Consider the following 25,801-nt stretch of genomic DNA (forward strand, 5'->3'; position numbering starts at 1 on the left):
TATTTCTCAGCATTTATGGCAATTACCTAAGCAAATGGCTTCCCTGTATTCGCAAAATGCAACGCAATACAGGAATGCTTTGGCAAAGCGCCATCAGCCGGTGCCTCGGCGATGGCAGGCGGTATACATGGAAAGAGGGGGGAGCGACGGGCCGACCTCGACGACTCGGTCGGATCGGATTGCGCGTAATAGGGAACAGATTTGCCGTCAGGCTTAGCGGGGGCCAGTTGGGGCGGACGAGGGAGAGGTGTCTGACTTTCGGCGCTATCGGGTATCGCCCAGACGTGCCCCGGCTCGGCACCATGCCGACAGCCGGGGATAAGTTGAGAACAGCCGGGGTGGAGACAGTGCGTTTACAGCTCCACGGTTACGTTGCGGCGCTTGAGTCCGGACAGCAGCTCGACCTGGCGGTGAGTCGGCTGGGGCTCGATGCGCTGACGATCGGGGCCGGCATCCCCCGCGCTATGCAGGACGATGGTGACCTTTTCGCGGGGAGCGATGCTGGCCAGGGGATAGACCTCCTCGGGGGCGATGGCGATCACCAGCGGCGCGCCCTCGGCCGGCTTGTCCCGCATCTGTGCTGGCAAGGTCAGGCTGCTCAGTCCCGTCACTGCGGCGACGTTCGGTGTGCGCGGCGCTAGGGCGCCGATCAGCCGTGCGTCGCGCGCCACGGTCCTGACCCCGTTGCGGCCGGCGACCAGTACATCGAAACGGTCGCCATTGCGCAGTTGAGTGTGGGGTATCGATCCCTTGCGCGGGGTAAAGGTGTAGAGCACCTTGCTCTCGGGTATCTGCTGAGCCAGCCAGGATTTCGCCGGTCTGACCAACTCGGCGGGCCAGATGGCCTCGCCATCCTGCTTGTCGGTGGCCAGTCGCTTGCCGATCAGCAGGCGAGGGTCCTCGACCCCGGGCCGGTCCTTGTCGACGCGCACCTTGCGCAACAGTTCGGGACGCAGCAGGGTGCCGACCGGCCAGTCGCCGTTGATGCCCCAAACCTCCTGGGTGTTGTATCGCTCGACCTGACGAGCGCCCAGTACACTGACCAATAGCCCAGAAACCAGGAAAGTAGCCATGGCCGCCGTGGTACTGCCGGAGTATTTGCGCTTCATGCGGAACCCCCTGAGTTCATCGAGGATTGATTTCGCTCAACAGGCCGTCACCGCTAGGCCTGCCGACGCAGGTGGATATCAATGGTCTGTTGACGCGGGCGCGAGCCCGGCACTGAAGCCAGGCCTGCGCGGGCGTCGCGGGTTGGGATCAAGGCGCGGAGACGGTACCGACGGCCTGTGCGGATTGCCCGCCATTGGAGTTGACGATCACCCCGCCGCCCTCGATCGGCGCCGCCGCCACGAAGGTGAAGACATCGCCGTCGCCGGCCGCGGTATCGACGTTGTCGCCGAACACCGAGCCCGACACCGCCGCGGTCTCCTCGAAGTTGGTGATGCCGTTGAACTCGTAGGACTGGTCGAGCTGGCCGATCGCCTCGGCGACATCCTCCATCTCGGCGGTGATCGCGTCGCGCATGGTCACCATGCCGGCCATCAGGCCGATGACCATGGTCGTGGTGATCAGCACCAGTTCGCTGGTCATCACGAAACCACCTTGCTTCTTGCTAGCGAGCTTCTTGTCGATTGTTTTCATGGTGCACACCTCAAAGGTCGGTAATGTTTGGTCCTAATAAGCGAGAACCCGTTCTCACTTGACCTTGCACCATCAAGAGCTGTGCCAAAGTTAATTTTTATATATAAAACAGTTATTTAACTAATTAATAGCTGGCCTCTGACTATCTTGCTCCGAGGGTAAGCCGTTTTATGCTTCGCATATTGCAACGCAAGATGGAGGGGGCCGATTTTTTTAACCGGCTTATGAGCGACAGTGTCGCTCCGAACCGGAGACACCATGAGCAAGACGCAACACCCCATCGTCGGCGAGCTGCTTGATCAGCTCCTGACCAACTACCAGAAACTTGAAGACCTGATCGGTACTGACGGCATCCTCATCGAATCCTCCTGAAAAACAGATTAGAAGGTGAAAACCCTGTTCAGGACGGGACGGGCCAAAGAAATAAATTAAACGCACTGGCTTCCCCAGAGATCTCGAAGCATCAAAAGAAGGCAAACTCAGGCACGGTTCGAACAGTCCGCTTTGGCAGTTCTCGGTCTGTTCTAGGGCGCCCGCCTTATGGGTGCGGCCCAAAAATTTGACGACAAGCGACGGTAAGCGCGAGCCGGCAAGGCCGGCTCGCGAACATCCGCTTTACAGCTCTATTGAAAGGGGGTTAGCCGACTGGCCGCAGCACCTGGGTGAGCATATGCGCTGGTGGAGGCGGCTGAGGAAGCCTACTTCAAAGGCTCTCCGTTCTATTGCGCATGGCAGTAAGTCGCGCTCGGCTATCATCACTGCCCAGAGCCAGCCGCTGCGAGCATTATCAAGCCAGTTCTGAGCCAGTGTGGCGCCCTGATCGAATGCCTCCCTGCAGTCATAGGCCCAGACGATCTCCACCCCTGGGTGGCCATCATGAGGAGGAAGGCAGGTCATTACGCCTTTGCTCATCTCGCACCTCCTCGCGCTTCGGATAGTGCGCGACGATAGAGCACGACCATCTCATCTAGCAGATCCAGAGCTGAGTAAGCAGCGATCCGCACGCGCAGATCTTCCGGCTGTAGCCCATCTGGTTCAGCCAGTTGATCCAGCAGGTTGCCGAGCATGACACCGCGTAGTTCAGCTGCAGCTTCAGTGGCTAGGGGAGAGCGTTCGGATTCATGCAGCGGGCTTCGCTGCAGTGGAAAAGGTACGACGCAGGATTCGAACTCAGCCATGGCGCACCTCAAGGTCAGAGGTGTGCAGCAGCACCAGAAGCCCAAGGCGGAGCTCTCGGGTAAAAAGGGGGTAGCGCATTTTCCTTATGCTCCTCGGTTTGATTAAGGAGCTGCCACCCACCGTTCTGACGCAGTATGGTGGCAGACCGTACGGGGGTCAGAAACCGGTAACCGAGGGAACCGGCCAGGCAAAAGCCTGCCCCGCACGGCCTGCCATAGAAAAGCGATAGCAAACACCGGAGTATTTGCCGCTTCGCCATGAGCAACCGCGCCCTCGATTAATCGGGTTCTGACGCCCGGTCGTGGGATTTACCACGACGGGCGCACTCTAGCCCGAGGGTTTTACGATGGCAACCTACTGTGGCGTAGGTGAGATTGAAGACGGGTAACACCTGGGCCCCCTGATTCGGCGATGGCATGTTCGGGCTCGTCTCGGGGGCGGGGTGCGGATAATATGAAGGCTGATTGATGATGGCGTTGCCAGATCCGTCGCCCCGTAAATTGGTCTATCTCCCGCGTCAGTAAAAGCCCTGCGCGAATGACGGTAGAGGCGACGGTATTGCTCCATTGCAATCACAACGAATCCCTTTAGCCAAGCGGGCTCGGGCGGCTTGTTGATGATCGAGTGGGAGTGATGGGCGCTCCGGCGTCCACGCGGTAAAGCAACCGGCCAGGCCTCAAAGCCTGGCCGGTTTTGTTTTGGGGAGCAGCTCTGAGGGAGTAGGGCTGGCCGTAGGGTGCGCCGCGCGCACCGCTTTTCCTGCATGAGAGTCCTAGTGCGCTCGGCGCACCCTACGGAACGAGTCCGCATTCAGCTTCAGTTTTCAGGTATTGGCGCGGGTATCCACCACCAGCGTCAGTCGCGCCACGAAGCCCTCGCCATCCTCCAGCAGTTCGGCGATGGACTGCTCGCCCTGCTGCCGACGGAAGACGTAGTCCTGCTCAAGTGGCGTCCAGACCTGGCCGGGATGCGCGTAGGGCGGTCTTGCCATGGCGGGGCGGATGGCCGCCTCGGGGAAGTACAGCTGACCGGTGTGGATATCCCGCTCGCCCAGGTGCAGCTTGAGGTGCACGTGGTTGGTGCGGCCCGGGTAGTAGCCGGGGAGGATGCTGCGAAACTCCGCGTGGCCGTCGTCGTCGGTGATCTGTACGCCACGCAGGAAGCGGCTCGCCGAGTCGCTCCCCACGCCGGAGTAGGCGCCCTGGGCATCGCAGTGCCAGATCTCGAGCGCGGCATCGCCCAGAGGCAAGCACCCGTCCAGTTGCAGCGCCTGGAACTGCAGCCGCAAAGGCGTACCTGGCTTGCCGTCGGTGATGTCCTGGCGCAGCAGCGCATCCTCCAGGTAGAAGGGCCCGGCGGTCTGTACCGGGCTGAGGTGGCAGGCTCTGGCGTTGTCGGCCCGCACGAATCGTGGCCAGCTCAACAACACCAAGCCGCCGAGGCCGAGCTGCATCAGTTGGCGGCGAGTGGGATGCATGGGACTTTCCTCTGAGAGAGGGGCGCACCCTCCATCCTACGCCCGGCCGAGAAGGGCGGCTGCGCCCATCGGTCGCGGCCAATGCGGATGCTTTCACTTATCTTTCACAGTCTCCGGGTGTATCTTGTGCGCCCCGTAAGCCGGCCCGACAGAGGCTGGTTCGATTAGCCGATGGGACAGCCCCGTTCTTCCCCAGAGGAGCCTGACCCCCATGTCCTTCACTCGCAGACAGATTCTTGGCGGCCTGGTCGGCCTCGGTGTGGTCGGCCTCGGCGCCGGCGGTGCGCGCTACTGGCTGGGGCGCACCCTGGATGCCAAGACCCACGATTACGAGCTGATCGCCGCACCAGTCGATCTTGAACTGGTCACTGGCCACATTACGCCGGCCTGGGCCTACGGCGGCCAGGCGCCTGGCGTCGAACTGCGCTCGCGCCAGGGCGATTGGCTGCGGGTACGCTTCATCAACAAGCTCGACGAGCCCACCACCATCCACTGGCACGGCATTCGCCTGCCTCTGGAAATGGATGGCGTGCCTTACGTCTCGCAGTTACCGGTGCTGCCTGGCGAGTACTTCGACTACCGCTTCAAGACCGATGACGCCGGCAGCTTCTGGTATCACCCGCACCTGTCCAGCGCCCATCAGTTGGGGCGCGGCCTGGTCGGTCCGCTGATAGTCGAAGAGCGAGAACCCTCGGGCTTCAGGCACGAGCAAGTGCTCAGCCTGAAAACCTGGCACGTGGACCAGGACGGCGCCTTCACGGCGTTCAGCGTGCCCCGCGAAGCCGCGCGGGAAGGTACCCGTGGCCGCCTGACCACCATCAATGGCAAACCCCTGCCAACCCTGGACCTGTCCGCCGGGCAAGTGGTGCGCCTGCGTATCCTAAACCTGGACAACACCGTCACCTATCGGCTCAACCTGCCGGGTGCCGAGGCACGTATCTACTCCCTCGACGGCCACCCCGTGGAACCCCGCGACCTGGGCAAGGAGTACTGGCTGGGGCCGGGTATGCGCATCGAACTGGGCATCAAGGTGCCGGCCGAAGGGACCGAGTTGCCACTGCGCAACGGTCCGCTACGCCTGGCGACGCTGAAGAGCGTGGCCAGCAACGAAGCGCCCGGCGATTGGCCGGCCCCGCTACCGGCCAACCCGGTGCCGGAGCCGGACCTGGAGAAAGCCCAGGTGCTGCGTTTCAACTTCGAGTGGGCCGCGACCCTGGCCAGCGCCGCCGGGCGGCCGAGCAACTATTGGCAGATCAACGGCAAGGCGTGGGATATCAACGACAAGACCTGCGCCGACCGCCCCATCGCCAAGCTGAAGAAGGACGGCCACTACATATTCGAGCTGCGCAACATGGCCCAGTACCTGCACCCCATCCATCTCCACGGCATGGCCTTCAAGGTGCTGGACTCCGATCGCAAGAACATCATTCCGTACTTCACTGACACCTACCTGCTGGGCAAGAACGAGACCGCGCGCATTGCGCTGGTAGCGGATAACCCCGGCGTGTGGATGTTCCACTGCCACGTCATCGATCACATGGAAACCGGCCTGATGGCCGCCATCGAGGTTGCCTGAGCCGACTATGCGCCATCCGCAGATCATCGACCGCAGCCAGGACGAACACTTCATGCGCGAAGCCCTCGAGCTGGCCCGGCGGGGGGCGGCGCTGGGCGAGGTGCCCGTGGGGGCAGTGCTGGTCAAGGACGGGGAAGTCGTCGGGCGTGGCTTCAACTGCCCGATCTCCGGACACGACCCCAGTGCCCACGCCGAGATGGTGGCGGTGCGCGACGCGGCCAGCCGCCTGGAGAACTACCGGCTGGTGGGCAGCACCCTCTACGTGACCCTTGAGCCCTGCAGCATGTGCGCGGGGCTCATTGTTCATTCGCGGATCGCCCGCGTGGTCTACGGCGCCACTGAGCCCAAGGCCGGCGTGGTGGTCAGTCGCGGCCAGTTCTTCAGTCAGGAATTCCTCAATCACCGGGTGCTGGTGGAGGGCGGGGTGCTGGCGCAGGCGTGCAGCGAGATGCTGTCGGGTTTCTTCCAGGCTCGTCGGGCGGCGCGCAAGGAGTAGCGCGCGTAGGGTGGGTCCCTGCCCTGCATCAGATGTAGGTTGGGCTTCGCTCAGTACCAACCTACCGGGCAAGAGAACTCAGAGCTTTTCGTCCCGTTGCTCGTCGGTGGGGCGGGTCTTGTTGATGCCGGGCAGGTGGCTGGCGTTTTCCGCCAACTGGCTGCCTTCCATCTGCGGCTGGGTCACCCAGGTCAGGATGTCGTAATAGCGGCGGATGTTCTGCACGAAGTGCACCGTCTCGCCGCCTCGGGCATAGCCGTAGCGCGTCTTTCGGTACCACTGCTTCTGCGACAGGCGCGGCAGCATCTTTTTCACGTCCAGCCACTTGTTCGGGTTCAGACCCTCGGCCTCGGCCAGCTTGCGCGCGTCGCCCAGATGGGCGATGCCGATGTTGTAGGCTGCCAGGGCGAACCAGGTGCGGTCCGGCTCCTTGAGGTCGTCGGACAGGCCGTCCTTGATCATGGTGAAGTACTTGCCGCCGCCGTGGATGCTCTGGCGCGGGTCCAGGCGGTTGGAGACACCCATGGCCTTGGCGGTGCCCTCGGTGAGCATCATCAGGCCGCGCACGCCGGTCTTGGAGGTGGCGGTGGGCTGCCAGAGCGACTCCTGGTAGCCGATCGCGGCCAGCAGCCGCCAGTCCACTTCGTTTTTCTGCGAGGCCAGGCGGAAGTGCTGTTCGTACCTGGGTAGGCGCTGCTGCAGGTGCTTGGCAAAGGTGTAGGCGCCGACGTAGCCCAGTACGTCGACGTGGCCGTAGTAGCGGTCTTTCAGGCGCTGCAGGGTCCCGTCCTTGCGTGCCTTGTCGAGGAAGGCATTGACCTCGTTATACAGGCTGTCGTCCTCACCCGGCGCCATGGCCCAGGCCAGGCTGGTGGCGTCGCCCAGGTCGAAGGCCACGCGCACGTTGGGGAAGTACACCTGGTTCATCGCCAGCTCGTTGGAGTCCACCAGGGTCAGGTCGATCTGTCCTTCGTCGACCATGCGCAGCAGGTCGACCATTTCCACTTCGTCAGATTCTTCGTACTTCAGCCCCGGCAGCGTGGCCTTCAGCGCTGCCAACTGCTCGGCATGACTGCTGCCCTTGAGCACCATGATGCGCTGGCCAACCAGGTCGTCGGGACGGGTAGGGCGGCGCTCACCGTTGCGGTAGATGACCTGGGGGGTGACATCCAGGTAGGAGTGGGAAAAACGCACCTCGTCCTTGCGGGCGTCGCTGGCCACCAGGCCGGCGGCTGCCAGCACCGGGCCGTTGGCATGGCCCAGGCGGGAGTAGAGGTCGTCCAGTTTGTCGGCGGTTTCGATCTGGAGCTCGACGCCCAGGTCCTCTGCAAAGCGCTTGACCAGTTCGTACTCGAAGCCGGTTTCGCCGTTGCGGTCCTCGAAGTAGGTGGCCGGGCTGTTACGGGTAATCACACGTAATACGCCCTCCTCCTGAACGCGCTCGAGCGTAGTGGGCTGCTTGCAGCCGACGAGCATCAGGAAGAATCCGGTAGCCAGGGCCCAGAAAGCCCGACGTGTGCCGAACACGTGGTGATTTAGCATCCACGGAGTATACGCAAAGCCTGGCGGGCGCCATATCTCGACAGTCGGCATCTTCTCTGCTAGCTGTCAGGCGACGCGAGGCGCCTTCAGAGGTGCCGGAAAGCGGCGCTTTGCGCTAGAATGCACGGCCTCCAAGCACACCCCTTCCCCAGAGGCTGTCCCGAAGATGTTGATCCTGCGCGGTGCTCCCGCCCTTTCCGCTTTTCGCCACGGCAAATTGCTCGAGCAACTGACCCAAAAGGTTCCCGCCGTCAGCGGACTCTACGCCGAGTTCACCCACTTCGCCGAGGTGACTGGCGTGCTTACCGGGGAGGAAGAGCAAGTCCTGGCCCGCCTGCTCAAGTACGGCCCCAGCGTTCCGGTGCAGGAGCCCAGCGGCCGCCTGTTCCTGGTGGTGCCGCGCTTCGGCACCATCTCGCCCTGGTCGAGCAAGGCCACCGACATTGCCCGCAACTGCGGTCTGGCCAAGATCGAGCGTCTCGAACGCGGCATCGCCTACTACGTGGCCGGCGAACTCAGCGACGCCGATGCCCAGCTGGTCGCCAGCAGCCTGCATGACCGCATGACCCAGCTGGTGCTGGCCGGCCAGGAAGAGGCCGCGAGCCTGTTCAGCCATGCCCAGCCCAAGCCGCTGACCGTGGTCGACATCCTCGGCGGCGGCCGCGCCGCGCTGGAAAAGGCCAACGTCGAACTGGGCCTGGCGCTCGCCGAAGACGAAATCGACTACCTGGTGAAGAGCTTCAACGATCTGGGCCGCAACCCCCACGACGTCGAGCTGATGATGTTCGCCCAGGCGAACTCCGAACATTGCCGCCACAAGATCTTCAACGCCAGCTGGGACATCGACGGCCAGGCGCAGGAGAAGAGCCTGTTCGGCATGATCAAGAACACCTACGAGATGCACCGTGAAGGCGTGCTGTCCGCGTACAAGGACAACGCCTCGGTGATCGAGGGGTCCACCGCTGGCCGCTTCTTCCCGGACCCGGCAACCCGTCAGTACGGCGCCACCCAGGAGCCCGTGCACATCCTGATGAAGGTGGAAACCCACAACCACCCGACCGCCATCGCCCCGTTCCCCGGCGCTTCCACCGGTTCCGGTGGCGAGATCCGCGACGAAGGCGCTACCGGCCGCGGCGCCAAGCCGAAAGCCGGCCTGACCGGCTTCACCGTTTCCAACCTGCAGATCCCCGGTTTCGAGCAGCCCTGGGAGAAGCCCTACGGCAAGCCCGAGCGCATCGTCACTCCGCTGGACATCATGATCGAAGGCCCGCTGGGCGGCGCCGCGTTCAACAACGAGTTCGGCCGTCCGGCCCTGACCGGTTACTTCCGTACCTTCGAACAGGCCATCGAAACCCCCCACGGTGAAGAAGTCCGCGGCTACCACAAGCCGATCATGCTCGCCGGCGGCATGGGCAACATCCGCGCCGAACACGTGCAGAAGGGCGAGATTTCCATCGGCGCCAAGCTGATCGTCCTCGGTGGCCCGGCCATGCTCATCGGCCTGGGTGGCGGTGCGGCCTCCTCCATGGCCACTGGCGCCAGCTCCGCTGACTTGGACTTCGCTTCCGTACAGCGCGACAACCCGGAAATGGAGCGTCGTTGCCAGGAGGTGATCGACCGTTGCTGGCAGATGGGTTCGGAAAACCCCATCAAGTTCATCCACGACGTGGGTGCGGGTGGCATCTCCAACGCCCTGCCGGAACTGATCAACGACGGCGGCCGTGGCGGTCGCTTCGAACTGCGCGCCGTGCCCAACGACGAGCCGGGTATGAGCCCGCTGGAAATCTGGTGCAACGAATCCCAGGAGCGCTACGTGCTCTCCGTGGATGCCGCTGACTTCGAGCGCTTCAAGGCTATCTGCGAGCGCGAGCGCTGCCCGTTCGCTGTGGTCGGCGAGGCCATCGAAGAGCCTCACCTGACCGTGGCCGACAGCCACTTCGGCAACAAGCCGGTGGACATGCCGCTCGAAGTCCTGCTCGGCAAGCCGCCGCGCATGCACCGTTCGGTCAGCCGTGAAGCCGAGCTGGGCGATGACTTCGCCGCTGCCGAACTGGACATCGACGAAGCCGTGGGTCGCGTACTGCACCACCCGGCCGTGGCCAGCAAGAACTTCCTGATCACCATCGGCGACCGCACCATCACCGGCCTGGTGGCGCGCGACCAGATGGTCGGCCCCTGGCAGGTCCCGGTGGCCGACTGCGCCGTTACTGCCACCAGCTTCGACGTCTACACCGGCGAAGCCATGGCCATGGGCGAGCGCACTCCGCTGGCCCTGCTGAACGCGCCGGCATCCGGCCGCATGGCAATCGGCGAAACCGTTACCAACCTGGCCGCCTCGAAAATCGAGAAGCTGGGCGACATCAAGCTTTCCGCCAACTGGATGGCCGCTGCTGGCCACCCGGGCGAGGACGCGCGCCTGTACGACACCGTCAAGGCCGTGGGCATGGAGCTGTGCCCGGCGCTGGGCATCACCATCCCGGTGGGCAAGGACTCCATGTCCATGAAGACCCGCTGGCAGGATGAGGGCGCGGACAAGTCCGTCACCTCGCCGCTGTCGCTGATCGTTACCGGTTTCGCGCCGGTCACCGATGTGCGCAAGACCCTGACTCCGCAACTGCGCCTGGACAAGGGCGAGACCGACCTGATCCTGGTCGACCTCGGCCGCGGCCAGAACCGCATGGGCGGCTCCATTCTCGCCCAGGTTTACAGCAAGCTCGGCCAGCAGGTTCCGGACGTCGACGACGCCGAAGACCTGAAAGCCTTTTTCGCTGTGATCCAGGGCCTGAACGCCGACGGCCACCTGCTGGCCTACCACGACCGTTCCGACGGCGGTCTGCTGGCTACCGTGCTGGAAATGGCCTTCGCTGGCCATTGCGGCCTGGACCTCTACCTCGACGCCCTGGCCGACAACCGTGAGGGTGTGGCTGCCGTTCTGTTCAACGAAGAGCTGGGTGCGGTCATCCAGGTTCGTCAGGACGCCACCCCGGAAGTGCTGGCCCAGTTCAGCGCCGCCGGCCTTGGCGATTGCGTGGCCGTCATCGGCCAGCCGTTCAACGGCGCCAATGTCGCCATCAGCTTCAACGGTGAAGCCGTATTTGGCGGTGAGCGCCGCCTGCTGCAGCGCCAGTGGTCCGAAACCAGCTATCGTGTCCAGCGTCTGCGTGACAACGCCGACTGCGCCGATCAGGAATTCGATGCCCTGCTGGAAGAAGACAACCCGGGCCTGTCCATCAAGCTCGGCTTCGACGTCAACCAGGACATCGCCGCGCCCTACATCAAGAAGGGTGCGCGTCCGCAGGTGGCGATCCTCCGAGAGCAGGGTGTCAACGGCCAGGTGGAAATGGCCGCTGCTTTCGACCGCGCCGGCTTCTCCGCCATCGACGTGCACATGAGCGATATCCTCGCCGGCCGCGTCAGCCTGGAAGACTTCAAGGGCCTGGTGGCCTGCGGTGGCTTCTCCTACGGCGACGTGCTTGGTGCCGGTGAAGGCTGGGCCAAGTCCATTCTCTTCAACGCTCGTGCCCGCGACGGCTTCCAGGCCTTCTTCGAGCGCAAGGACAGTTTCGCCCTCGGCGTGTGCAACGGTTGCCAGATGATGTCCAACCTGCACGAGCTGATTCCCGGCACCGAGTTCTGGCCGCACTTCGTTCGTAACCGCTCGGAGCAGTTCGAAGCGCGCGTGGCCATGGTCCAGGTGCAGGAGTCGTCCTCGATCTTCCTGCGTGGCATGGCCGGTTCGCGCATGCCGATTGCCATCGCCCACGGTGAAGGCCATGCCGAGTTCGAGAGTGAAGAGGCCCTGCTGGAAGCCGACCTGTCCGGTTGCGTGTCCCTGCGCTTCGTCGACAACCACGGCAAGGTCACCGAGGCCTACCCGGCCAACCCGAACGGCTCGTCCCGTGGCATCACTGGCCTGACCAGCCGCGACGGCCGCGTGACCATCATGATGCCGCACCCGGAGCGCGTGTTCCGTGCCGTGCAGAACTCCTGGTGCCCGGACGAGTGGCAGGAAGACGCCGGCTGGATGCGCATGTTCCGCAACGCCCGCGTCTGGGTGGATTAAGAGCAGGCCGAAGGCCAACTGATGACCCTCTCCCGCTTGCGGGAGAGGGTGCCCGAAGGGCGGGAGAGGGCTCAAGTTGGCTCACTCGGACATCGACGGCGAAAGGCGGGAGAAGGCAATCTTCTCCCGCCTTTTTCGTTTCCGAGCCCACCCATGCCGGACCCGATCCTTCCTGAAGTCCGCCTGCTCCAGCCCGGCGATTGCTGCCGGCTTTGCCGTTGCGGTCGTTCGCCGCAACTGCCTGATTGCCCGCCCGATTGTGCTGACGGCTTCGAGCTGACCGCTCGCCGTGAGCAGCGGCTGCTGCTGTGTCGCTGCGGACAGTCGGCGCGATTGCCCTGGTGCGATGGCAGCCACAGCCCGCCCACCCCCAGCCTCGGGCAACGCTGGCGACGCTTCTGGAAAGGTGAGTAGCAGGTCACCTTTATCACCAGACGCACTATTTCCGCGCAGAACGCTTTGCTGCGCTCCGGGTCCAAATCGCGTATGTGAACCGTGCCTCGGCAAAATGACGTCAAAATGCCATCATTCGTGGCATCATTTCCCGTGCATGAACCGCAGTCTGAGCCACTGGGAGGACTCGATGTACAAGCTGTGCTTCTACGTTCCGGAGAGCCATCTGGAACCCGTGAAAAAAGCCATTTTCGCCGCAGGCGGCGGGCGCATCGGCGCCTATGACAGCTGCTGCTGGCAGGCTCTCGGCCAGGGCCAGTTCCGCCCCCAGGAGGGCAGCAATCCCTACCTGGGCCAGTCCGGAATAGTCGAGCAGGTCGCCGAGTGGAAGGTGGAAATGGTGGTGGCTGACGAACTGATCCATGAGGCGGTCAAGGCCCTGAAGAAGGCGCACCCCTACGAAACCCCGGCCTTCGAAGTCTGGCGACTGTCCGACCTGGTGTTCTGATCAGCGGAATGCCGCCCTGAAGACCCCTGGCGTGCCGCCCACCGCCGCGCGAAAGCGATTGCTGAAGTGGCTGGCGCTGGCAAAGCCGCAAGCCAGGGCGACTTCCCCCAGTGGCAGCTCGGTCTCGCGCAGCAACTTGCGTGCGCGCTCCAGGCGGCGCGCCAGCACGTACTGGTGCGGCGGCATGCCGAAGCTCTCACGGAACATCCGCGCGAAGTGGTACTCCGAGAGTGCCGCGAAGGTCGCCAGTTCGCCCAGGCTGACGGGCTCGGCCAGGCGGTTCTCGATGTAGTCCACCAGGCGCTTGCGCAGTGCGGGCGCCAGTCCCCCTTTCAGGCGTAAGCCATCCCGCATTCCGGCCTGGGTCAGCAGGCTGTGGTGGATCATGTCAAAGGCCAGGCTAGTGGCGCGCAGGCGCTCGCCGGGCTCGTCCCAGTCCAGGCTGATCAGTTGGTGGAAGTTGTGCGCCTGCTGCGGGTCGTCGAGAAAGGTCCGTTCGCGCAGCTGCAGTTCGCGGGGCTCACGATCCAGCAGGGTCACCGCCGCCTGCGCGAAATGCTCCGCGCTGAAGTAGAGGTGGGCCAGGCGGATTTCGCCGTTGATAACCCAGGAAGATTCATGGCCCGCCGGCAGGATGCACAGCTTATCCGGCGCGCCCTTGGTATCCGGGCGTTCCCGGCGGAAGGTGCCGGTGCCGCCGTCCAGGTAGCAGGACAGGGTGTGGAACTTCGGCCCCTGGTAGTCCCGCGCATCGTGGTGGTTGCTCCAGAGCGCCGCGCCCAGGCCGTCGCCCAGCTCCGCGCTGTGCTCAAGGCGAGCATGGGGCGAACTGCTGAGGGACTGGAAGACCTGGTTCTGTTCGAGTAGCGACATGGGCGGAGCGTGCCGGGGTGCGAATGGGGTTCATCCTAGCGCGCGGGTCAACGGCAGGGCAGCTCTCCGACGAGATAAGCGCAAGTTTGTGCAAGCGGTGGCAAGGGAGCGGGCGGACACTGATGCCATTGAAATCGGAGTCGCCGCGATGAACCTGTCCCTCTACCTGCTCACCGTCCTGATCTGGGGCACCACCTGGATCGCCATCAAGCTGCAGATGGGCAGCGTCGCCATTCCCGCGTCCATCGCCTACCGCTTTGCCCTCGCGGCTGCCGTGCTCTTTGCTCTGTTGCTGCTCAGCCGTCGGCTGCAGAAGCTCGATGGCCGCGCCCAGTTGATCTGCCTGGCCCAGGGCCTGTGCCTGTTCTGCGTCAACTTCATGTGCTTCTACACCGCCAGCCAGTGGATACCCAGCGGGCTGATCGCGGTCGTATTCTCCACGGCCACCTTGTGGAACGCCCTCAATGCGTGGATCTTCTTCAGCCAGCGCATCGCCCCGAACGTGCTCGCCGGCGGCGGCCTTGGCCTGCTTGGCCTGGGGCTGCTGTTCTGGCCGGAACTCTCGCACCACGCCGCCAGCCGCGAGACCTTCATCGGCCTGGGGTTGGCTCTGCTCGGCACCCTGTGCTTCTCCGCCGGCAACATGCTTTCCAGCCTGCAGCAGAAGGCCGGGCTCAAGCCGCTGACCACCAATGCCTGGGGCATGCTCTACGGTGCCCTGATGCTCAGCGCCTGGTGTCTGGCCAGTGGCACGCCCTTCGGCATGGAATGGAACACCCGCTACATCGGCTCCTTGCTCTACCTGGCGATTCCCGGCTCGGTGATCGGCTTCACCGCCTACCTGACTCTGGTCGGGCGCATGGGACCGGAACGCGCCGCCTACTGCACGGTGCTGTTCCCAGTGGTGGCGTTGAACATCTCGGCCTTCGTCGAAGGCTACCAGTGGACCCTGCCGGCCCTGTTCGGCCTGGCCCTGGTGATGGCGGGCAACGTGCTGGTGTTCCGCAAGCCCAAGCCGGTCATGCCGGACGCCGCCGCGACGGGGCGGGCATGAGCGTCGGGCGCGTGGTACGCAGTCGCGACTTCACCGCGGAGCGGGCGTGGGGCGCGTTGGATCTGGTCAACCTGGACGGCACTACGGTGCGCTTGCACTGGACCGACCAGCCCTACATCTGGCACGTCAACGACGGGTCTGAAGTCTTCGTGGTACTCGATGGCGAAGTAGAGATGCGTTATCGCGAGGAGAGGGAAGAGCTCCGGGTGTTGCTGCGGACGGGGGATATCTTCTGTGCCGAGGTGGGCTGCGAGCATGTGGCCCATCCGCTTGGCGCCGCCCGCGTCCTGGTCATCGAGCGGGAGGGGAGCATCTAGTCGCTCCCGGTCTTCTTTACCCCTCGCATGTTCATCGCCGCGAGGCAGAGCTGCAGCACGATCAGTGCATAGGCATGGGCATACAACCCCCAGGCGATCCACAGCGCATTGCTTACCATGAACACCCAGAAACCGGCATTGCGCCGTGAGTCCCGATTGGAACCGATCAGCCAGGCGGCCAGTACGGTCACCAGCATCGCCGGCCATTGCAGCAGGTCCAGATAGTCCATCGCCAACTCCTCGCACACCTTCTGCTTAGTGGCGAGCGATGGAGCGGCAGTTCCCTCGAATCAGCCGTAGAGCGGATGGCTCAGGTAGAGGGCGATTTCCTCGGCCGCCACTTCCGTCGGGTCGTAGAGCATGGTGTTCAGTCCGCAGAAGGTGAAGCCTGCACGTTGGTAGAAGCCGATGGCCGGGTGGTTGCTAGTCTGGGTTTCCAGCCACAGGCAGCGCATCGCTTGGCTGCGGGCATAGGCCATCGCCCCTTCCAGCAGCGCACGGCCGATGCCCTGGCCCTGGTACGCAGGGGCAACGAACAGTGCGCTCAATTCGGCGCTGCGGTTCCACGGCACCAGACGCACACAGGCAAACCCGGCGAGGCTGCCGTCGCGGGCTTCTGCCGCAAGGGCGAAGTCGGCATCGGCCACATCATCGGGAAACCCGGCGGCGTCATACGCCTTGTGGAAGGGCTCGGAGAGTTGCTCCTCGACCAGGCGCATGGCCAGGCCATCGGCCTCGACGCGCCAGATGTGGGAGGTGCTGTAGGAGGCGTCGAAAGCGGCGAGCCGATCGCTATCGGCCGGCACGCGCAAGGGGCGGTAGTTCATGGTGGACATCCTTGTTGGCCGTCAGTGGGTTTTGGTGAACACCCGCTTCGACAGCAGCAATGCGGCCATCACCGGATAACAGAGGTAATGGACCAGGAACAGCAGGACGCCCATGGGGCTGGGCGTGTCCTGCAAGGTCATCATCGCCAGCAGTCCAAGGTACAGCAGCCCGAGCAGCCCGCCGTAGCCGAGGACGATGCGCCAGCGCTCGCCGGGCTCCGGCGCGCGGCGTTGGATGAAGCGGAAGGCCAGGGCCAGCAGGGTGGCCGTGGCAGCGGCGATCAGCAGGGTGGCGAAGATGCCGCCGACCTTCACGATGCTGCGCAGGAGCAGGTTCAGGACGATGGCCAGGGCCACGCCGCCGACGGCGTAGCGCAAGGGAAGCGACATGGGGGTTCCTCGGGGCCAGGATGGGGATAACTTTAGCTGCTCGGCCATGAACGTAGGTTGTGGCGGGCCACGCTGGTCTGAGCGGCGCGAAGCCCATCACCTGTTAGCTGGAAATGGTCCGTCACGTTGGGCCTCGCTGCGCTCGCGCCAACCTACGGGGGCGTCACAACTCCGCGCCGAGGCCGAAGCGCTTTTTCAGCACCCGGTCCATCAGCGCCCGCGGCACCCAGCGCGCGAGCAAGGGCAGGGCGCGGCTGCCATTGCCGATGCGCACCAGTGCCGGGCGCGGCGTGTGCTGCACGGCTGCAAGCAGGCTGCGGGCGAAGTCCTCGGCAGGGGTGGGATTGTCCTGGGAGGCGCGGGCGCGAGCGCGGATGCCTTCGCGCAGCGGCCACCAGGGCGAGCCTTCGGCGATCAACGCTTCCGCCTCACGGGTGGCGTTGGTGCCGAAGCTGGAGGCGATGGCGCCGGGCTGCACCTCCATCAGTTCGATACCGAACGGCGCCAGCTCCAGGCGCAGGGCTTCGGAAAGTGCATGTACGGCCGCCTTGGACGCACAGTAGGCACCGGCGAAAGGGGTGACCAGTACACCGGAGACACTGCCGATGTTCACCACCAGGCCCCGGCGCTTTCGCAGCAGTGGGAAGCAGGCGCGGGTTACATCCACCAGGGCGAAGACGTTGGTGTCGAACTGCTTGCGCAGGGCATCGACGCCACCGTCCAGCAGTGGGCCCATGGCGCCATAGCCGGCGTTGTTCACCAGCACGTCGAGGCCACCTTCCTCCCGCTCCAGGCGCTCGGCGAGCGCAGCAACGGCGGCCTGGTCGTTCACGTCCAGCGCAACGGCGGTGAAGCCGGCAGCCTCCAGGGCGGACAGGTCCTGCGGCTTGCGGGCAGTGGCCCAGACGCTGTAGCCGGCGCCCTTGAAGGCGTCGGCCAGGGCGCGGCCGATGCCGCTGGAGCAACCGGTGATCAGGGCGGTGGGAGTGGGCATCTTGAGTCCTTTGCTTGTGTGGCGTCCGGTGGCCCTCTCCCCCGGCCCCTCTCCCTGAAGAGGAGAGGGGAGCAAGCAGCCCGTGCGGAGTTCGATCACCGCGCGGACAACTCCCTCTCTCGCTTGCGGGAGAGGGTTGGGGAGAGGGTGCTCTTGGTTCAGTCGACGAATTTGCCACGCAGATTGGCGGCGCGAAACTCCAGGGATTGTGCTCGATAACCCTGGCGAATGGGCGGCAGGGCAAGGCAGTCCTGCCATTGGGCGCCGGGTTGCAGCTCGGAAGGGCCCAGGTAGCGTGGATGGTCGTAGCTCGGCTGGGCCAGGTTGATGGTATCGCCGGGGCGGAAGGCCTGGACCTGCCAGGCGAAATCGCGCAGCACGGCATCGCCGTCGTTGCGTAACTGTATCGCCAGCGGGCGGTCGGCGGGGCAGCTTTGCGGGGAGTAGCTGAGCTGGATATCGAGGCGGGCGAAGCGGCGTTCCTCGCCGCGTTCTTCCCAGAGTACCCAGACGGCAATCAGGGCGACCCCGAGCACGGCCGCCAGGGACAGCGGCAGGGCTTTGGCCGGGTAGCGCACCAGCAGGATCAGCCAAGTCAGGAAGAGAACAGCGCCAATGAGCATGGAAAGACCTCCTTGAGGCCTTCCATGCTAGCAAGAGCGTCCACGGCCGCCGAGGGCGATGTAGGAGCGAGCTTGCTCGCGAAAGGTTGCCCCTTCGCCAGCAAGCTGGCTCCCACAGGTCAGCGGGCGACGCTGTGCACCGTCGCGGACTGCGGGGCGCGACCGTAGACATCATCCAGACGCTCGATATCGTCTTCGCCCAAGTAGCTGCCGGATTGCACCTCAATGATCTCCAGCGGGATCTTGCCGGGGTTGGCCAGGCGGTGCACCGAGGCGATCGGGATGTAGGTGGACTGGTTCTCGGTGAGCAGGAACACCTTGTCGTCGCAGGTCACCTGGGCGGTGCCGGATACCACGATCCAGTGTTCGGCGCGGTGGTGGTGCATCTGCAGCGAAAGCTGCGCACCGGGCTTCACGGTGATGTGCTTGACCTGGAAGCGGCCGCCCATGTCCACCGAGTCGTAGGAGCCCCAGGGGCGGTACACGGCACAGTGGTTCTGGGTTTCGCTGCGGCCGTCGGCGTCCAGTTTGTTGACCAGCTTCTTCACGTCCTGCACGCGGTCCTTGTGGGCGATCATCATGGCGTCCTTGGTCTCGACCACCACCACGTCGTCCAGGCCGATCACCGAGACCAGCTTGCCGTTGCCGTGCACCAGGCAGTTGTGGCTATCCTGCACCACCACGTCGCCCTTGGTGACGTTGCCGTCCTGGTCCTTGTCGTGCACTTCCCAGATGGAGCTCCAGCTGCCGACGTCGTTCCAGCCGGCGGAAAGCGGTACTACGCAGGCGCGGGCGGTCTTTTCCATCACCGCGTAGTCGATGGAGTTGTCCGGGCAGCAGGCGAAGGTGGCTGAGTCGATGCTCACTGCTACGCCGTCGCGCTTGCTGCGCTCCAGGGCCAGCAGGCAGGTGTCGTAGATGTCCACGTCATGGTGCTTCAGCTCTTCCAGGTAGCGGCTGGCACGGAACAGGAACATGCCGCTGTTCCAGAAGTAGTCGCCGGACTCCACATACTGGCGCGCCCGTTCTTCGTTCGGCTTCTCGACGAATTCGGCGACGCGGCTGATGCCTTCCGGCAGGGCGTCGTCGGACTTGCTGCGGATATAGCCATAGCCGGTTTCCGGCCGCTCGGCGGGCACGCCGAAGAGCACCATCTCACCCTTCTCGGCGGCGCTGGCGGCCAGCGTCAGGGCGTGCTGGAAGGCCTGCTGGTCACGCAGCACGTGGTCGGCCGGGAGCACCAGCATCAGCTCGTCGCGGCCTTCAGCGACCAGCTGCATGGCCGCGATGGCCACGGCCGGCGCAGTATTGCGGCCGAAGGGTTCCAGCAGCATGGTCCGAGCCTGCAGGCCGATGGCGTCGAGCTGTTCCTGCACAATGAAGCGGTGGTCCTGGTTGGCCACCAGTACGGCCGGCTGCATGCCATCGAAGTTCAGGCGCTGCAGGGTCTGCTGGAACAGGGTACGGTCGCCGGTGAGGGCGAGGAACTGCTTGGGATACTGCTTGCGCGAAAGAGGCCAGAGACGAGAGCCGCTACCGCCAGAGAGGATCACGGGAATCATGGTGTTTCTCCTAACTCGTTGAGGGGTTGTAGGCACTGCTTCCATCGATCACATTTCTTTCTTTCCCGCCCTCTGCGTGGCAGGTAATGACCGGCGTGGTTCAACCCACGCCGGTTGTTTCTTCGTTGCTGGTCAGGACTCCGCCGGGCGCTTGACCCAGACCGGGGAGAGCTTGCCGCCACTGCCGGTGATGTAGAGGCAGACCACTTCGCCGCGCTGCAGGGAAACGGGCTTGAGGTCGCTGACCTTGCGGTCACCGTCGAACAGCGCCAGGCCCACTTTCACCGGGTTGATCTCGCGCTCGCCGCGGCCTTTCGGGGCCACGTCCTCGACGACCGGGGTCTTGCCGTCGGCGGTCTTCAGAGTGAGCTTGGCGTCGGACAGGTTTTGCACGCGCAGCAGGGCTTTCTGCTTGTTGCGGAATGGCGGCTCTTCCACCAGTTGCGGGGCCTTGCCGGCCTGGTTGACCAGGGTGTAGTAGCGGTCAGCCTCGAGCTTCACCGAGAGGCTGCTGCTGCCGACCTGGGCGCTGTAGTTGCCCGCTGGAAGGAACTTGAAGTCGCTGGAGCCGAGCGGCGGTACGTCGGTCAGCGCGGTGTTGCCGACATTTATGCTGAGCTCGTTGCTGCCGGCGTTGTAGGCGCGGACGAAGGCGGAACCCTTGGGCGCCTGTGGGCCGTACAGGCCACCCTCGTCGGCCTGGGCCTGCAAGGCGCCGAGGCCGAGCACCAGGGCGCAGGCATAGGACGTCCAGCCGCGGTTGTTCTGTCGGTTCATGAGGTGTACCTCCATCTTTTCTCTTGATCGGGCCGCGTGCGGCCCGGCTTTCCCCTCGAAAGGGGGATTCAGTTGCCCGAGCGGGAAGCCAGGCGTTCGTCGGTACCAGCGCCCTTGCGCAGGCTGGCGACCCATTCGGGGTCGAACTCGGACAGGTCGCTCAGCATCGGCAGGTAGCGTTCCGGGAACTCCCAGATCACCAGCTGCGGCGCCGCGTCCTTCAACTCGTCACTCTTGAGGTACTTGAGCATCGGCAGGATCGGCCCATGGCCGTCCTCGGCGTGGTTCACCAGGTCGCGCTGCAGGGCCTGGCGCAGGGCACCGGCGAAGTTCCACTTGTCGTTGGCGCTGTAGCTGGTGCCCACCAGCACCACGGGCACCTCGCTCTCGGCGAACAGGGCGTCGTCCCCCGCGGTGTCGTCGTCCTGGCTGCGGGTGTTGCGCTTCTGCAACTGGTCTGGGGCGGGCATCAGGTTCTCGAACAGCGGGTCCAGGGGCAGGAAGCGGGTCAGGTCGCCCTTGTAGGCATCCACGCCCCGGGTTTCGGTTACGAACTGCTGAGGGGAACCCCGCAGGGTCATGGCCTGGCCCACCGTCTGGCCCAGGCGGCCGGCCACCGCCTCTGCACCCAGCGGGGTCCAGTGGGTGTCGGTACGCAGGAAAACCTGGCCCTGGTTCTTGGCGCTCTCCAGGGTGGCGAGCAGGTCGGGGGCGATGATCCCTGCCTTGCGCGCGGCGCCACGGAAGCGGTCGTAGAGGTCCTGGTGCAGGGCGGTGGGCGTGGCTTCGCCCAGGTACTCGGGGTAAAGGCGCGACTTGGACGGGATGATGGCCAGTACCAGCTCGACGTTGTGTCGTGCCAGCTCATCGCGCACGCCCTGGATCAGCGCCAGGTTGTCACGCATGTGGCGAGAGCCCTCGGCCACCGGGTCGAACTCCTCGTCCGAGTAGAGCCAGCCGTCCTGGCCGATAACCACGCCCTGACGGCCTTCGCCGAACAGCGTGTAGTCCACCAGCGCCCAGAGGTTGGTGCCCAGTTGCTTGACCGGGAATTCCTCGTCGTAGTTCTTCTCGAAGGCCAGGGCAAGCTTGCCGTCCAGCACGCTGGTTTCCCTGGCCACGGAGAAGCCGAAGACCGCGCGCATGGACCACAGGCTGAGGGCCAGCAGCAGACCGCAGAAAAGTACGATGTAAAGCAGGTTCAGGGCTCTGTTCATGGTCGGCTCCACTCAGAACTGGAAGTACAGGAAGGGGGAGAAGCTCTGCGCCGATAGCTTCAGCACCGAGGCGGCGAACAGCAGGAGCACGGCGGCGTGGAAGGCCAGGGCGCCGATCTGCACGCGGACGCGGGGCAGGGCTGCGCTGCCGTCGGCATTGATGGCGATGCCATCGTCTTCTTCACGGGCCTTGGCCTTCGGCGCGCCAGCCAGCGGCTGGGCATGGAACTGGCGGATACCGCAGACGGCCAGCACCCCATAGGCCAGCAGCAGGGTGGCGATCTGCAGGCTGGTGAGTTGCGCGCGGTTGAGTTCGGAAAGCTGCCAGTCGCCGAAGCTGAACATGGCGGCGTACATGCGCCAGGCGACGTCGAGGTTCTCGGCACGAAAGGTCACCCAGCCGATCACCACCAGCAGGAAGGTGAAGGCCCATTTAAGAGGGTTGATCACTCGCGGCGCGGCGTTCACGCCCAGCGCGCGCTCGATGGCCAGCCAGGCGCCATGCCAGGCGCCCCAGAGGATGTAGGTGAAGTTGGCACCGTGCCAGAGACCGCCCAGCAGCATGGTGAGGAACAGGTTGCGGTAGGTCTGGAAGGTGGTGCCACGGTTGCCGCCCAGGCTGATGTACAGGTAGTCGCGCAGCCAGGTGGAGAGGCTGATGTGCCAGCGCCGCCAGAACTCGGTGATGGACTGGCTGATGTACGGCTGGTTGAAGTTCTCCATGAAGCGGAAGCCCATCATCAGGCCGAGGCCGATGGCCATGTCGCTGTAGCCGGAGAAGTCGAAGTACAGCTGCGCCGTGTAGGCCAGCGCGCCAAGCCAGGCGTCGCCCGTGGTGGGGTCGGAAAGCGCGAAGCAATGGTCGGCGATGGGCGCGATGCTGTCGGCGATGAAGACCTTCTTGATGAAGCCCTGCATGAAGCGCGTGCAGCCCTCGGCGAACTTGTCCACCGTGTGGGTACGGTGGTTGAACTGGTCCACCAGGTCCTTGAAGCGCAGCACCGGGCCGGCGATCAGGTGCGGGAAGATCGCCACGAAGGCCGCGAAGTCCACCAGGTTGCGCGTGGCCGGGGTGTCGCCACGATAGACGTCGATGATGTAGCTGATGGATTCGAAGACGTAGAAGGAGATCCCGATCGGCAGCAGGATGTGCGTGAGCACGAAGGGCTCCATGCCGAACGAGGCGATGATGGCGTTGAGGCTGTCGACGCCGAAGTTGGCGTACTTGAAGTAGCCGAGGACGCAGAGGTCCACCGCCACGCCGAGAAGCAGCCATTTCTGCGCTGTTTTCGTGCGCACGCCGGCCGCGCCGATGCGCAGGCCGATCCAGTAGTTGAACACTGTCACGACAGCGAACAGCGCCAGGAAGTCGATGCGCCACCAGGCGTAGAAGATGTAGCTGGCGACCAGCAACAGCAGGTTTCGATAGCGTGTCCCGACCAGGTAGTACAAGCCGAGGAAGATCGGCAGGAACAGGAACAGGAACACGTTGGAAGAAAAGACCATCCGAGTCTCTCCAGTGAACGTCTAGTAACAAGGCCAGTGCCGGCTTTCCAGCCTGACTTCTGGCCCGCCAATCCCTCCCCAGGGTGTGGCGAAATTCTTGGCCTCCGCCCCGTCTATTGCAGGGTCAGAGAACCCTCTCCCCCGGCCCCTCTCCCTGAAGGGAGAGGGGAGGAAAGCGGTCCGCGCGTGATTCGAAGACGGCACGGACAGCCCCCTCTCCCGCTTGCGGGAGAGGGTTGGGGAGAGGGTGCTTTTGCTAGCTCCCACCCTCCTTCTTCGGGTGGAACACCTGGGTCACATCCCCACCGAGGCGGAAGCTCTTGTAGGGGCCCATTTCGTCCTTCCACTCGAGGGTTTTGGCCGAGCAGGCGTAGAGCGAGCACCAGGGCTCGAGCCAGGAGAACTTGTCGTGCTTCTTCAGCTCGCTCATGTCCTGGTCGTCACCGGTCTTCTCATCGAAGGCGTCCTGGTCATCCACGCCGGCGATCACCTTCTCGCCGAGACGGCGCAGGGCCGCGTCGTTCTCTTCGCGCAGGTCCACGTCGTTGGCCTGGGCGAACGCCGCGATCATCGCCAGCGGTGGCAGGCTGTAGTTGTGGTAGGCCAGTGCGCGCTGCTTGCGCTTGAGCTCGTTGGGCAGGAAACCGTCCTTGTCCACCTGGCCGGCGGCGACGCGGTACTGCGCCACTGACCAGTCGAAGAGGTCCTTCCGGTTGGTCGCCACGGCGGTGGCCATCACCGACCAGGCGGCCCAGTAGGAGTGGTTGTTGATCTTCTTCAGTGGCAGGTTGCTCCAGTCGTGCACCACCTGGTCGGCCAGGCGCGAGAACCAGGACTCGATTACCTGGGTCTGCGCGCGGTAGGGCGCCAGCGGCTGCGACTCGGAGAACTTCAGGCGCAGGTAGGCCGAGGTCATGCTGCCCAGGGCCCATTTGCGCATCGACTTGCCGGTGTGGTTGTACTCGGTGCTCAGCAGCGCGTTGGCCTGCGCCCAATTACCCAGCCACTGCAGGGTGCATTCGAGCTGGGTGCGCTGGCCCTTGCGCATGTATTCCATGACCATCTTGCTGACGCCGCGCTCCATCTCGGTGATGCCGGCGGTCTTGTCGCGGAAGGCTTTCTCCGCCTGGGGATTCAGCGTGGCGCGGGCCTTGTCGGAGCCTTCGTACTTGCTGCGGAACTCCAGCTTGGCGGTGTAGGGCGCGGGTGGCGTCTTGCAGGTGCTGGCGGACCTGGCGTCGATATCCACAGGCGCGTAGTAGCCTCGCGGCGGCACCAGGTCGGCGGCTTGGCTCTGCCCCGCGAGCAGGATGCCCGCGAACAGAGGGGCGATCAGCCAGGGTCTGGTAGTCATGGATACCTCCTTCCTCACTCGGCCTTGGCCGTGAGGTTGTCTCCACCCTTGCCAGGGCGTGCGCAGAGGCTCACGTCGACGCTGAGGTCGGCGGAGATCTGTTCGGGGCTGTGGATTTCCAGGGCGAGCATGTTCAGATCGGCCCAGTCGGGCTCGTTGCGCAGCTCGAAGGCGTAGCGGCCGCCCGTGTCGATCCGGTCGCTCTGTTCCAGCTTGAAATTCTCGCGGCGGCCGTTGAGGTACCAGACGGTGGTCTTGAGCTCATGGATGGACGGATCGCTGAGGCGCAGGTCCACCTGGTAGTCGCGGCCACGCAGGGGGACGCCATTGCTGTTGACCAGCACCTCGTTGGCGCCGGGCTTGAGCCTGACCTTGTTCTTCAGTACCGCCGGCCGGCCTTCGCAGCCGTTGTTCACCATGGGCACGGCCTGGCGGTAGAAGCTCGCTTCGGCCATGTCGTAATGGGTAGCGAATTCCCAGATCAGCACCTTGGGCGGGTTCTGATGGAATTCCGGGCTGCTCATGTACTGCATCAGGGCGCTTTCGAAACCGCCGCCGCTGACCGCCATGTTGAGCACTTCGGCACCGCTGTGTTGCTGAAGGAAACCGGCGAAGTTGTAGGCCGGACCGCTGTTACTGGTGCCCACCAGGGTCACCTTGGGATTGGATTCGTCGCCGAACAGGCTGTCGCCGCCATCGCCCGCCGCCTCGGTCTCAAAGCGGTCGACGTACTGGGTGGCGTAGCCGGTGCCGCAGAACTGGGCCGCTGTCTTGTGCAGGGTGCCGGCCTTGGGCAGCAGGCCAACCACCTTGCTCTGGTAGTCCTGCTTCGGGATGTCGCTGAAACCGGGAATCTGCTTCAGGGTTTCGGCCACCAGCCTGGCGGTGCGGTCGGCGCCCGCCGGGGTCCAGTGGTGGTCGGCCTTGAAGTAGTAGTCGGTTCCCACGCCTTGCTCGTCGAACAGCGGCGAGAGGTCGGTGACCCAGATGCCGGCCTTGCGGAACTGGCCCACGGCGGCCAGGTAGTTCTTCTTCGCCAGGTCGTAGTTGAAGTGGGCCTTCTCGTCCGGGGTCAGTTTTTCGCGATTCACCAGGCCTCGGGTGGGTTGATAGACCACCATCAGCTCGACGCCCTTGGCTTTCAGTGCATCGCGCAGGCGCTTCAACTGGCTCCAGCCAAATGGCGTGGTGCCGAAGTCGGTACGCAGGTCGTATTGGGTCCGGAACAGCCAGTCGCCCTGGCCCTGCACCAGGGTGGTGAAGAAGCTCAGGTACTTGGTGTTGTAGTTGGCCGGATTCTGGGCGACGGCGCAGAGCGGGCCGGTGCGCTGCACGCTGTATTCGGGCGCGGCCTGCGCGCCTTGGGCAGCGGCCAGCAGGGCGGCGGCCAGGGCGGAGGGGGTGAACCACTTGCGGGAGAGTCTGTGCATGA

Annotated in this window: 25 protein-coding genes; 7 read left to right on the forward strand and 18 right to left on the reverse strand. The window is 64.5% G+C overall.

Going from position 1 to position 25,801, the window contains the following annotated elements; all coding sequences use genetic code 11:
- Positions 1-353: 353 nt before the first annotated feature.
- The 5 genes from THL1_RS06170 to THL1_RS06185 all read right to left on the reverse strand — a co-directional run bounded on the left by THL1_RS06170 (position 354) and on the right by THL1_RS06185 (position 4,297).
- Positions 354-1,109, reverse strand: coding sequence for a hypothetical protein (locus THL1_RS06170; protein WP_069082433.1), 756 nt, complete (start codon positions 1,107-1,109; stop codon positions 354-356).
- Between the two features lie 148 nt (positions 1,110-1,257).
- Positions 1,258-1,641, reverse strand: coding sequence for a hypothetical protein (locus THL1_RS06175; protein WP_069082434.1), 384 nt, complete (start codon positions 1,639-1,641; stop codon positions 1,258-1,260).
- Positions 1,642-2,256: 615 nt separating this feature from the next.
- Entirely contained in the window at positions 2,257-2,553 is a 297-nt protein-coding gene (locus tag THL1_RS06180; protein WP_069082435.1) for a LasR-specific antiactivator QslA, read from the reverse strand.
- Positions 2,550-2,819, reverse strand: coding sequence for a hypothetical protein (locus tag THL1_RS28805; RefSeq protein WP_083245835.1), 270 nt, complete (start codon positions 2,817-2,819; stop codon positions 2,550-2,552). Before THL1_RS28805 ends, THL1_RS06180 begins: the two co-directional genes overlap by 4 nt.
- 824 nt (positions 2,820-3,643) lie before the next feature.
- A complete protein-coding gene (locus tag THL1_RS06185) occupies positions 3,644-4,297 on the reverse strand; it encodes an intradiol ring-cleavage dioxygenase (protein ID WP_069082436.1) in 654 nt (217 codons plus the stop codon).
- Positions 4,298-4,508: 211 nt separating this feature from the next.
- Between THL1_RS06185 and THL1_RS06190 the strand changes: the two genes are divergently transcribed.
- Both THL1_RS06190 and tadA read left to right on the forward strand, forming a co-directional pair.
- On the forward strand, positions 4,509-5,873 hold the full coding sequence (locus tag THL1_RS06190; protein ID WP_069082437.1) for a multicopper oxidase family protein: 1,365 nt from the start codon (positions 4,509-4,511) through the stop codon (positions 5,871-5,873).
- 7 nt (positions 5,874-5,880) lie between these two features.
- A complete protein-coding gene (gene tadA, locus THL1_RS06195) occupies positions 5,881-6,369 on the forward strand; it encodes a tRNA adenosine(34) deaminase TadA (protein WP_069082438.1) in 489 nt (162 codons plus the stop codon).
- 78 nt (positions 6,370-6,447) lie between these two features.
- Here the strand turns inward: tadA and mltF are convergent, their stop codons facing one another.
- Positions 6,448-7,911: a membrane-bound lytic murein transglycosylase MltF gene (gene mltF, locus THL1_RS06200; RefSeq protein WP_069082439.1), complete on the reverse strand. Its 1,464-nt coding sequence runs from the start codon at positions 7,909-7,911 to the stop codon at positions 6,448-6,450.
- 166 nt (positions 7,912-8,077) lie between these two features.
- On the opposite strand from mltF, the gene purL reads away from it, so the two are divergent.
- The 3 genes from purL to THL1_RS06215 all read left to right on the forward strand — a co-directional run bounded on the left by purL (position 8,078) and on the right by THL1_RS06215 (position 12,875).
- Entirely contained in the window at positions 8,078-11,974 is a 3,897-nt protein-coding gene (purL, locus tag THL1_RS06205) for a phosphoribosylformylglycinamidine synthase (RefSeq protein WP_069082440.1), read from the forward strand.
- A gap of 153 nt (positions 11,975-12,127) precedes the next feature.
- Positions 12,128-12,388: a CDGSH iron-sulfur domain-containing protein gene (locus THL1_RS28810; protein ID WP_083245837.1), complete on the forward strand. Its 261-nt coding sequence runs from the start codon at positions 12,128-12,130 to the stop codon at positions 12,386-12,388.
- 169 nt (positions 12,389-12,557) lie between these two features.
- Positions 12,558-12,875, forward strand: a complete 318-nt coding sequence (locus THL1_RS06215; protein WP_069082442.1) for a YqfO family protein — start codon at positions 12,558-12,560, stop codon at positions 12,873-12,875.
- Here THL1_RS06215 and THL1_RS06220 read toward each other — a convergent pair whose 3' ends face one another.
- Entirely contained in the window at positions 12,876-13,748 is an 873-nt protein-coding gene (locus tag THL1_RS06220; protein WP_069082443.1) for an AraC family transcriptional regulator, read from the reverse strand.
- A gap of 148 nt (positions 13,749-13,896) precedes the next feature.
- Here THL1_RS06220 and THL1_RS06225 point away from each other — a divergent pair, with 148 nt between their 5' ends.
- Positions 13,897-14,802: a DMT family transporter gene (locus THL1_RS06225; RefSeq protein ID WP_069082444.1), complete on the forward strand. Its 906-nt coding sequence runs from the start codon at positions 13,897-13,899 to the stop codon at positions 14,800-14,802.
- Positions 14,799-15,119, forward strand: a complete 321-nt coding sequence (locus THL1_RS06230) for a cupin domain-containing protein (protein WP_069082445.1) — start codon at positions 14,799-14,801, stop codon at positions 15,117-15,119. Before THL1_RS06225 ends, THL1_RS06230 begins: the two co-directional genes overlap by 4 nt.
- Here the strand turns inward: THL1_RS06230 and THL1_RS06235 are convergent.
- The 11 genes from THL1_RS06235 to THL1_RS06285 all read right to left on the reverse strand — a co-directional run bounded on the left by THL1_RS06235 (position 15,116) and on the right by THL1_RS06285 (position 25,799).
- The gene (locus THL1_RS06235) at positions 15,116-15,349 is read right to left on the reverse strand and encodes a hypothetical protein (protein WP_069082446.1); all 234 of its coding nucleotides are present in this window, start codon (positions 15,347-15,349) and stop codon (positions 15,116-15,118) included. The genes THL1_RS06230 and THL1_RS06235 overlap by 4 nt on opposite strands.
- Positions 15,350-15,409: 60 nt before the next feature.
- Positions 15,410-15,946 (reverse strand): GNAT family N-acetyltransferase, encoded by a 537-nt coding sequence (locus THL1_RS06240; protein ID WP_202969625.1) that lies wholly within the window; start codon positions 15,944-15,946, stop codon positions 15,410-15,412.
- A gap of 21 nt (positions 15,947-15,967) precedes the next feature.
- On the reverse strand, positions 15,968-16,336 hold the full coding sequence (locus tag THL1_RS06245; RefSeq protein WP_069082448.1) for a hypothetical protein: 369 nt from the start codon (positions 16,334-16,336) through the stop codon (positions 15,968-15,970).
- A 163-nt stretch (positions 16,337-16,499) separates the two neighbouring features.
- Positions 16,500-17,330, reverse strand: a complete 831-nt coding sequence (locus THL1_RS06250; protein WP_069082449.1) for an SDR family oxidoreductase — start codon at positions 17,328-17,330, stop codon at positions 16,500-16,502.
- A gap of 158 nt (positions 17,331-17,488) precedes the next feature.
- The gene (locus THL1_RS06255; protein ID WP_069082450.1) at positions 17,489-17,953 is read right to left on the reverse strand and encodes a multidrug transporter; all 465 of its coding nucleotides are present in this window, start codon (positions 17,951-17,953) and stop codon (positions 17,489-17,491) included.
- A 119-nt stretch (positions 17,954-18,072) separates the two neighbouring features.
- Complete coding sequence (locus THL1_RS06260) at positions 18,073-19,515, reverse strand: mannose-1-phosphate guanylyltransferase/mannose-6-phosphate isomerase (RefSeq protein ID WP_069082451.1); 1,443 nt, start codon at positions 19,513-19,515, stop codon at positions 18,073-18,075.
- 132 nt (positions 19,516-19,647) lie between these two features.
- On the reverse strand, positions 19,648-20,292 hold the full coding sequence (locus THL1_RS06265; RefSeq protein WP_069086428.1) for an alginate O-acetyltransferase AlgF: 645 nt from the start codon (positions 20,290-20,292) through the stop codon (positions 19,648-19,650).
- A 68-nt stretch (positions 20,293-20,360) separates the two neighbouring features.
- Positions 20,361-21,509, reverse strand: a complete 1,149-nt coding sequence (locus tag THL1_RS06270) for an alginate O-acetyltransferase (protein WP_069082452.1) — start codon at positions 21,507-21,509, stop codon at positions 20,361-20,363.
- A gap of 12 nt (positions 21,510-21,521) precedes the next feature.
- Complete coding sequence (locus THL1_RS06275; protein ID WP_069082453.1) at positions 21,522-23,015, reverse strand: MBOAT family O-acyltransferase; 1,494 nt, start codon at positions 23,013-23,015, stop codon at positions 21,522-21,524.
- Between the two features lie 256 nt (positions 23,016-23,271).
- Positions 23,272-24,369 (reverse strand): mannuronate-specific alginate lyase, encoded by a 1,098-nt coding sequence (locus THL1_RS06280; protein WP_069082454.1) that lies wholly within the window; start codon positions 24,367-24,369, stop codon positions 23,272-23,274.
- A 14-nt stretch (positions 24,370-24,383) separates the two neighbouring features.
- Entirely contained in the window at positions 24,384-25,799 is a 1,416-nt protein-coding gene (locus tag THL1_RS06285; protein ID WP_069082455.1) for an alginate O-acetyltransferase, read from the reverse strand.
- Positions 25,800-25,801 lie beyond the last annotated feature (2 nt).

The organism is Pseudomonas sp. TCU-HL1 (assembly GCF_001708505.1).
In the GTDB taxonomy this organism is placed as follows: Bacteria; Pseudomonadota; Gammaproteobacteria; order Pseudomonadales; family Pseudomonadaceae; genus Metapseudomonas.

Bases quoted from the DNA above. Each gene is read 5' to 3' on its own strand.
- THL1_RS06190 (WP_069082437.1), top strand. From the start codon at position 4,509: ATGTCCTTCACTCGCAGACAGATTCTTGGCGGCCTGGTCGGCCTCGGT.
- THL1_RS06185 (WP_069082436.1), bottom strand. From the start codon at position 4,297: ATGCATCCCACTCGCCGCCAACTGATGCAGCTCGGCCTCGGCGGCTTG.
- THL1_RS06265 (WP_069086428.1), bottom strand. From the start codon at position 20,292: ATGAACCGACAGAACAACCGCGGCTGGACGTCCTATGCCTGCGCCCTG.
- THL1_RS06260 (WP_069082451.1), bottom strand. From the start codon at position 19,515: ATGATTCCCGTGATCCTCTCTGGCGGTAGCGGCTCTCGTCTCTGGCCT.
- THL1_RS06255 (WP_069082450.1), bottom strand. From the start codon at position 17,953: ATGCTCATTGGCGCTGTTCTCTTCCTGACTTGGCTGATCCTGCTGGTG.
- THL1_RS06245 (WP_069082448.1), bottom strand. From the start codon at position 16,336: ATGTCGCTTCCCTTGCGCTACGCCGTCGGCGGCGTGGCCCTGGCCATC.
- THL1_RS06215 (WP_069082442.1), top strand. From the start codon at position 12,558: ATGTACAAGCTGTGCTTCTACGTTCCGGAGAGCCATCTGGAACCCGTG.
- THL1_RS06225 (WP_069082444.1), top strand. From the start codon at position 13,897: ATGAACCTGTCCCTCTACCTGCTCACCGTCCTGATCTGGGGCACCACC.
- THL1_RS06180 (WP_069082435.1), bottom strand. From the start codon at position 2,553: ATGAGCAAAGGCGTAATGACCTGCCTTCCTCCTCATGATGGCCACCCA.
- THL1_RS06285 (WP_069082455.1), bottom strand. From the start codon at position 25,799: ATGCACAGACTCTCCCGCAAGTGGTTCACCCCCTCCGCCCTGGCCGCC.
- THL1_RS06270 (WP_069082452.1), bottom strand. From the start codon at position 21,509: ATGAACAGAGCCCTGAACCTGCTTTACATCGTACTTTTCTGCGGTCTG.
- THL1_RS28805 (WP_083245835.1), bottom strand. From the start codon at position 2,819: ATGGCTGAGTTCGAATCCTGCGTCGTACCTTTTCCACTGCAGCGAAGC.
- mltF (WP_069082439.1), bottom strand. From the start codon at position 7,911: ATGCTAAATCACCACGTGTTCGGCACACGTCGGGCTTTCTGGGCCCTG.
- THL1_RS06175 (WP_069082434.1), bottom strand. From the start codon at position 1,641: ATGAAAACAATCGACAAGAAGCTCGCTAGCAAGAAGCAAGGTGGTTTC.
- THL1_RS06250 (WP_069082449.1), bottom strand. From the start codon at position 17,330: ATGCCCACTCCCACCGCCCTGATCACCGGTTGCTCCAGCGGCATCGGC.
- tadA (WP_069082438.1), top strand. From the start codon at position 5,881: ATGCGCCATCCGCAGATCATCGACCGCAGCCAGGACGAACACTTCATG.
- THL1_RS06170 (WP_069082433.1), bottom strand. From the start codon at position 1,109: ATGAAGCGCAAATACTCCGGCAGTACCACGGCGGCCATGGCTACTTTC.
- purL (WP_069082440.1), top strand. From the start codon at position 8,078: ATGTTGATCCTGCGCGGTGCTCCCGCCCTTTCCGCTTTTCGCCACGGC.
- THL1_RS06275 (WP_069082453.1), bottom strand. From the start codon at position 23,015: ATGGTCTTTTCTTCCAACGTGTTCCTGTTCCTGTTCCTGCCGATCTTC.
- THL1_RS28810 (WP_083245837.1), top strand. From the start codon at position 12,128: ATGCCGGACCCGATCCTTCCTGAAGTCCGCCTGCTCCAGCCCGGCGAT.
- THL1_RS06235 (WP_069082446.1), bottom strand. From the start codon at position 15,349: ATGGACTATCTGGACCTGCTGCAATGGCCGGCGATGCTGGTGACCGTA.
- THL1_RS06230 (WP_069082445.1), top strand. From the start codon at position 14,799: ATGAGCGTCGGGCGCGTGGTACGCAGTCGCGACTTCACCGCGGAGCGG.
- THL1_RS06240 (WP_202969625.1), bottom strand. From the start codon at position 15,946: ATGAACTACCGCCCCTTGCGCGTGCCGGCCGATAGCGATCGGCTCGCC.
- THL1_RS06280 (WP_069082454.1), bottom strand. From the start codon at position 24,369: ATGACTACCAGACCCTGGCTGATCGCCCCTCTGTTCGCGGGCATCCTG.
- THL1_RS06220 (WP_069082443.1), bottom strand. From the start codon at position 13,748: ATGTCGCTACTCGAACAGAACCAGGTCTTCCAGTCCCTCAGCAGTTCG.